The sequence below is a fragment of the Mesorhizobium sp. M7A.F.Ca.CA.002.09.1.1 genome, assembly GCF_003998555.1.
Taxonomy (GTDB): domain Bacteria; phylum Pseudomonadota; class Alphaproteobacteria; order Rhizobiales; family Rhizobiaceae; genus Mesorhizobium; species Mesorhizobium ciceri.
This window is the reverse complement of the sequence record NZ_RZRR01000435.1, coordinates 1-4,546: the sequence shown is the minus strand read 5'-3', so window position 1 is coordinate 4,546 and position 4,546 is coordinate 1. Positions and strand designations below refer to the sequence as shown.

At 61.3% G+C, this 4,546-nt stretch carries 11 protein-coding genes; all 11 read right to left on the bottom strand.

Features of this window, described 5'->3' with window-relative positions; all coding sequences use genetic code 11:
• Nucleotides 1-92, bottom strand: a 92-nt coding sequence (locus EN994_RS18960) for a KOW motif-containing protein (protein ID WP_206530421.1), incomplete at its 3' end; no start/stop codon positions are given.
• 12 nt (nucleotides 93-104) lie between these two features.
• Nucleotides 105-473 carry a 50S ribosomal protein L14 gene (rplN, locus tag EN994_RS18955; RefSeq protein WP_006205457.1) on the bottom strand — a complete coding sequence of 123 codons (369 nt, stop codon included), beginning with the start codon at nucleotides 471-473 and terminating at the stop codon, nucleotides 105-107.
• An 83-nt stretch (nucleotides 474-556) separates the two neighbouring features.
• Nucleotides 557-796 carry a 30S ribosomal protein S17 gene (gene rpsQ / locus EN994_RS18950; protein WP_010909280.1) on the bottom strand — a complete coding sequence of 80 codons (240 nt, stop codon included), beginning with the start codon at nucleotides 794-796 and terminating at the stop codon, nucleotides 557-559.
• Between the two features lie 11 nt (nucleotides 797-807).
• Nucleotides 808-1,008, bottom strand: a complete 201-nt coding sequence (rpmC, locus tag EN994_RS18945; protein WP_006205459.1) for a 50S ribosomal protein L29 — start codon at nucleotides 1,006-1,008, stop codon at nucleotides 808-810.
• Nucleotides 1,009-1,021: 13 nt separating this feature from the next.
• Entirely contained in the window at nucleotides 1,022-1,435 is a 414-nt protein-coding gene (gene rplP / locus EN994_RS18940) for a 50S ribosomal protein L16 (protein ID WP_013531427.1), read from the bottom strand.
• A gap of 27 nt (nucleotides 1,436-1,462) precedes the next feature.
• Nucleotides 1,463-2,188 (bottom strand): 30S ribosomal protein S3, encoded by a 726-nt coding sequence (gene rpsC / locus EN994_RS18935; protein WP_013531426.1) that lies wholly within the window; start codon nucleotides 2,186-2,188, stop codon nucleotides 1,463-1,465.
• Complete coding sequence (gene rplV / locus EN994_RS18930) at nucleotides 2,188-2,577, bottom strand: 50S ribosomal protein L22 (RefSeq protein WP_006205462.1); 390 nt, start codon at nucleotides 2,575-2,577, stop codon at nucleotides 2,188-2,190. The genes rpsC and rplV overlap by 1 nt, the downstream gene beginning before the upstream one ends.
• Before the next feature lie 2 nt (nucleotides 2,578-2,579).
• The gene (gene rpsS / locus EN994_RS18925; protein ID WP_006205463.1) at nucleotides 2,580-2,858 is read right to left on the bottom strand and encodes a 30S ribosomal protein S19; all 279 of its coding nucleotides are present in this window, start codon (nucleotides 2,856-2,858) and stop codon (nucleotides 2,580-2,582) included.
• Between the two features lie 16 nt (nucleotides 2,859-2,874).
• On the bottom strand, nucleotides 2,875-3,708 hold the full coding sequence (gene rplB / locus EN994_RS18920; protein ID WP_013531425.1) for a 50S ribosomal protein L2: 834 nt from the start codon (nucleotides 3,706-3,708) through the stop codon (nucleotides 2,875-2,877).
• A gap of 22 nt (nucleotides 3,709-3,730) precedes the next feature.
• A complete protein-coding gene (locus EN994_RS18915; protein ID WP_013531424.1) occupies nucleotides 3,731-4,024 on the bottom strand; it encodes a 50S ribosomal protein L23 in 294 nt (97 codons plus the stop codon).
• Nucleotides 4,021-4,546, bottom strand: a 526-nt coding sequence (gene rplD / locus EN994_RS18910; protein ID WP_127307721.1) for a 50S ribosomal protein L4, incomplete at its 5' end; no start/stop codon positions are given. The genes EN994_RS18915 and rplD, both read right to left, overlap by 4 nt.

Genomic DNA, 4,546 nt, shown 5'->3' with positions numbered 1-4,546 from the left:
TCCTTCGGCTGTACCGAGAGGACTTCGCCCGAACGGCCCTTGTCCTTGCCGGCCAGCACGACGACCTTGTCGCCTTTTCTAATTTTTTGCATTGGTCCGGCTCCTTACAGCACTTCAGGCGCGAGCGAGATGATCTTCATGTGGTTCTTGGCGCGGAGTTCGCGCGGAACCGGTCCGAAGATACGCGTGCCGATCGGCTCTTTCTTGTTGTCGACGAGAACGGCCGCGTTCTTGTCGAAACGGATCACGCTGCCATCCGGGCGGCGAATGTCCTTGGCCGTGCGAACCACGACCGCCTTCATCACATCGCCCTTCTTCACGCGGCCGCGCGGAATGGCTTCCTTGATCGACACCACGATGATGTCGCCCACGGAAGCGTATTTCCGCTTCGAGCCGCCCAGCACCTTGATGCACATGACACGACGGGCGCCGGAATTATCCGCGACGTCGAGGTTTGTTTGCATCTGAATCATGACTGGCCGCCTTCTTCTCTTCTAACGGGATGGGCTCAAAGCCCCTCCCCGGTCTGTCCAAAATTCGTTGTTTACGCCCGAGGTCAGGCTTGGTCCGAAGACACGACGATCCAGCGCTTGTCCTTGGAAATCGGCTTCGATTCCTGGATGAACACCTGATCGCCAACCTTGTGGGCGTTGTTCTCGTCGTGCGCCTTGTACTTCTTGGTCATGCGCACGGTCTTCTTCATCACGGGATGCGTGAAGCGCCGTTCGACCTTGACGACAACCGTCTTCTCGTTCTTGTCGCTGACGACGGTGCCCTGCAGAATGCGCTTTGGCATGGTTTTCGTCCTTAAGCCTTCTTAGCCGCGGACTTTTCCGCAGCGATGGTCTTGATACGCGCAATGTCCTTACGAACCTGTCTCACGCGCGCGGTCTTCTCGAGCTGGCCGGTGGCCTTCTGGAAGCGCAGGTTGAACTGCTCCTTCTTCAGGCTGGCCAGGTCGTCGGTCAGCTGGTCCTGGGTCTTGGTCCGGATGTCTTCGGCTTTCATGATCAGCCCGTCCTTATTCTGCGATGCGCTGCACGAAGCGCGTCTTGACCGAGAGCTTGGCCGCGCCGAGACGCAGTGCCTCACGGGCGGTTTCTTCATTGACGCCGTCGATCTCGAACATGATGCGGCCTGGCTTGACGCGCGCCGCCCAATAATCGACCGCGCCCTTGCCCTTACCCATGCGGACTTCGGTCGGCTTCGAAGTGACCGGCACGTCCGGGAAAATACGGATCCAGACGCGACCAGCGCGCTTCATTTCACGGGTGATCGCGCGGCGGGCCGCCTCGATCTCACGTGCGGTGACGCGGTTCGGCTCAAGCGCCTTCAGCCCGAAACCACCGAAATCCAGGTTGGTGCCGCCCTTTGCGGTACCATGGATACGGCCCTTGAACTGCTTGCGGAACTTTGTGCGCTTTGGCTGCAGCATCGTTCTAACTCCAAATTCCTAAATGTCTCAGGCGTTTTCGCGACGACGACCGCGTTCGCGATCACCACCACCGCCATGCGCTGCATCGCTTTCGCTGGCCCGACGCTCCGAAGCCATCGGGTCATGCTCAAGGATCTCGCCCTTGAACACCCAGACCTTGACGCCGCAGATGCCATAAGCCGTGTGCGCTTCGGCCGTACCGTAGTCGACGTCCGCACGCAGCGTATGCAGCGGCACGCGACCTTCGCGATACCATTCCATACGCGCGATCTCAGCGCCGCCGAGGCGGCCGGCGCAGTTGATGCGGATGCCTTCGGCACCGAGGCGCATCGCCGACTGAACGGCACGCTTCATGGCGCGGCGGAACGCGATACGACGCTCGAGCTGCTGGGCGATCGACTGGGCGACCAGGGTCGCGTCGATCTCCGGCTTGCGCACTTCAACGATGTTGAGGTGCGTCTCGGACTTCGTCATCTCCATCAGCTTCTTGCGAAGCTTCTCGATGTCGGCGCCCTTCTTGCCGATGATCAGACCCGGGCGCGCGGCATGGATGGTGACGCGGCACTTCTTGTGCGGACGCTCGATCACGACCTTCGAGATGGCAGCCTGCTTGAGCTCCTTCTCGAGATACTTGCGGATCTTGATGTCCTCATGCAGCAGCTTGCCGTACTCGCCGGTGTTCGCGAACCAGCGCGAATCCCAGGTGCGGTTGATGCCGAGGCGAAGACCGATCGGATTGACTTTCTGGCCCATTATGCGGCCTCCCCTTTTTCTTCGACTTCACGAACGACGATCGTGAGGTGCGAGAACGGCTTCTCGATACGGCTGGCGCGACCGCGGCCACGGGCATGGAACCGCTTCATGACGATCGACTTGCCGACATAGGCTTCCGCCACGATCAGCGCATCGACATCCAGGTCGTGGTTGTTTTCCGCGTTGGCGATTGCCGATTCCAGCGTCTTCTTGACCGTGCCGGAAATCCGCTTGGCCGAGAATTCGAGATCGGAAAGCGCTGTCGCGACCTTCTTGCCGCGGATCAGCGCGGCAACCAGGTTCAGCTTCTGCGGGCTGATACGGATCGTGCGCAATACGGCGCGCGCTTCGTTATCAGCAAGCCTGCGCGGAGCTTTGGCCTTGCCCATGATTATTTCCTCTTCGCCTTCTTATCCGCGCCGTGACCGTAATAGGTCCGGGTCGGAGCGAATTCACCGAACTTGTGACCGACCATGTCCTCGTTCACCGAGACGGGAACATGCTTCTGGCCGTTGTAGACACCGAAGGTGAAGCCGACGAACTGCGGCAGGATGGTGGAGCGACGGCTCCACATCTTGATCACCTCATTGCGACCACCTTCACGAACCTTGTCCACCTTCTTGAGAAGGTAGCCGTCAATGAAGGGGCCTTTCCAAATCGAACGAGTCACTTGGCGTTACCTCTTCTTAGCTCTTGCGCTGATGGCGCGAGCGCAGGATGAACTTGTCGGTCGCCTTGTTGGACCGCGTCTTCTTGCCCTTGGTCGGCTTGCCCCAGGGCGAAACCGGATGGCGGCCACCCGATGTGCGGCCTTCGCCGCCGCCGTGCGGATGGTCGACCGGGTTCATGGTCACGCCGCGATTGTGCGGGCGCTTGCCACGCCAGACCGTGCGACCGGCCTTGCCGTCATTGATGTTGCCGTGGTCCGGATTGGACACGGCGCCAACAGTGGCCATGCAGGAGCCGTGAACGACACGCTGCTCGCCCGAATTGAGGCGCAGGATCGCCATGCCCTGGTCACGACCGACCAGCTGACCGTAACCACCTGCCGAACGGGCGACCTGAGCGCCCTTGCCCGGCTTCAGCTCGATGTTGTGGACGATGGTGCCGACCGGCATCGAAGCCAGCGGCATCGCATTGCCCGGCTTCACGTCGACCGATTCACCGGACACGATCTTGTCGCCGGGAGCCAGACGCTGCGGAGCGATGATGTAGGACAGCTCGCCATCCTCATACTTGATCAGCGCGATGAAGGCGGTGCGGTTCGGATCGTACTCAATGCGCTCGACCGTGCCGACGACGTCGAACTTGCGGCGCTTGAAGTCGATGATGCGGTACGAACGCTTGTGACCACCGCCGATGAAGCGGGCGGTGATGCGACCGTGATTGTTGCGGCCGCCCGACTTGGTCAGGCCTTCGGTCAGACCCTTGACGGGCTTGCCCTTGTAGAGGCCCGAGCGGTCGACGATGACCAGCTGACGGGTGCTGGGCGTTACCGGGTTGAATTTTTTCAGTGCCATTGTTCTGTCCTCGCGGCCTTGCTCAGAGACCCGTCGCGACGTCGATCGACTGGCCATCGGCCAGCGTCACAACCGCCTTCTTGACGTCGCTCTGGCGGCCAACCGTGCCACGGAAGCGCTTGATCTTGCCCTTGCGGACAAGCGTGTTCACGGCCATCACCTTGACGCCGAACAGCGCTTCGACGGCGGCCTTGATTTCCGGCTTCGACGCCTTCTTGGCGACGTTGAAGACGACCTTGTTCTGCTCGGAGGCCATGGTCGACTTTTCGGTGATCGCCGGCGAGACGATCACGTCGTAATGACGAAGGTCGGTCATTTAAAACGCTCCTCGAGAGCCTCGACGGCGGCCTTCGAAAGGACCAGCGTGCCGCGGCGCAGAATGTCGTAGACGTTGATGCCCTGGATGGGCAGCACGTCGATGTTGGGGATGTTCGTCGCCGCCAGCTTGAAGTTCTTGTCAAGCTCGGCGCCGCCGATCAGCAAAGCATTGGTCAGGCCCAGCGTCGCGAAATTCGCGATCAGCGCCTTCGTCTTGGCCTCGGTCAGCTTCAGCTCGTCGATGATGATGATCGACGCGCTCTTGGCCTTGGCCGAGAGAGCATGCTTGAGGCCGAGAGCGCGAACCTTCTTCGGCAGTTCGTGCTCGTGGCTGCGAACGACCGGGCCGTGGGCCTTGCCGCCGCCGCGGAACTGCGGAGCGCGTGCCGAATGGTGACGGGCGCGGCCCGTACCCTTCTGCTTGTACATCTTGGCGCCGGTGCGCGCGATCTCGGCGCGACCCTTGGTCTTGTGCGTGCCCTGCTGCTTCTTGGCAAGCTGCCAGCGCACGACGCGCTGC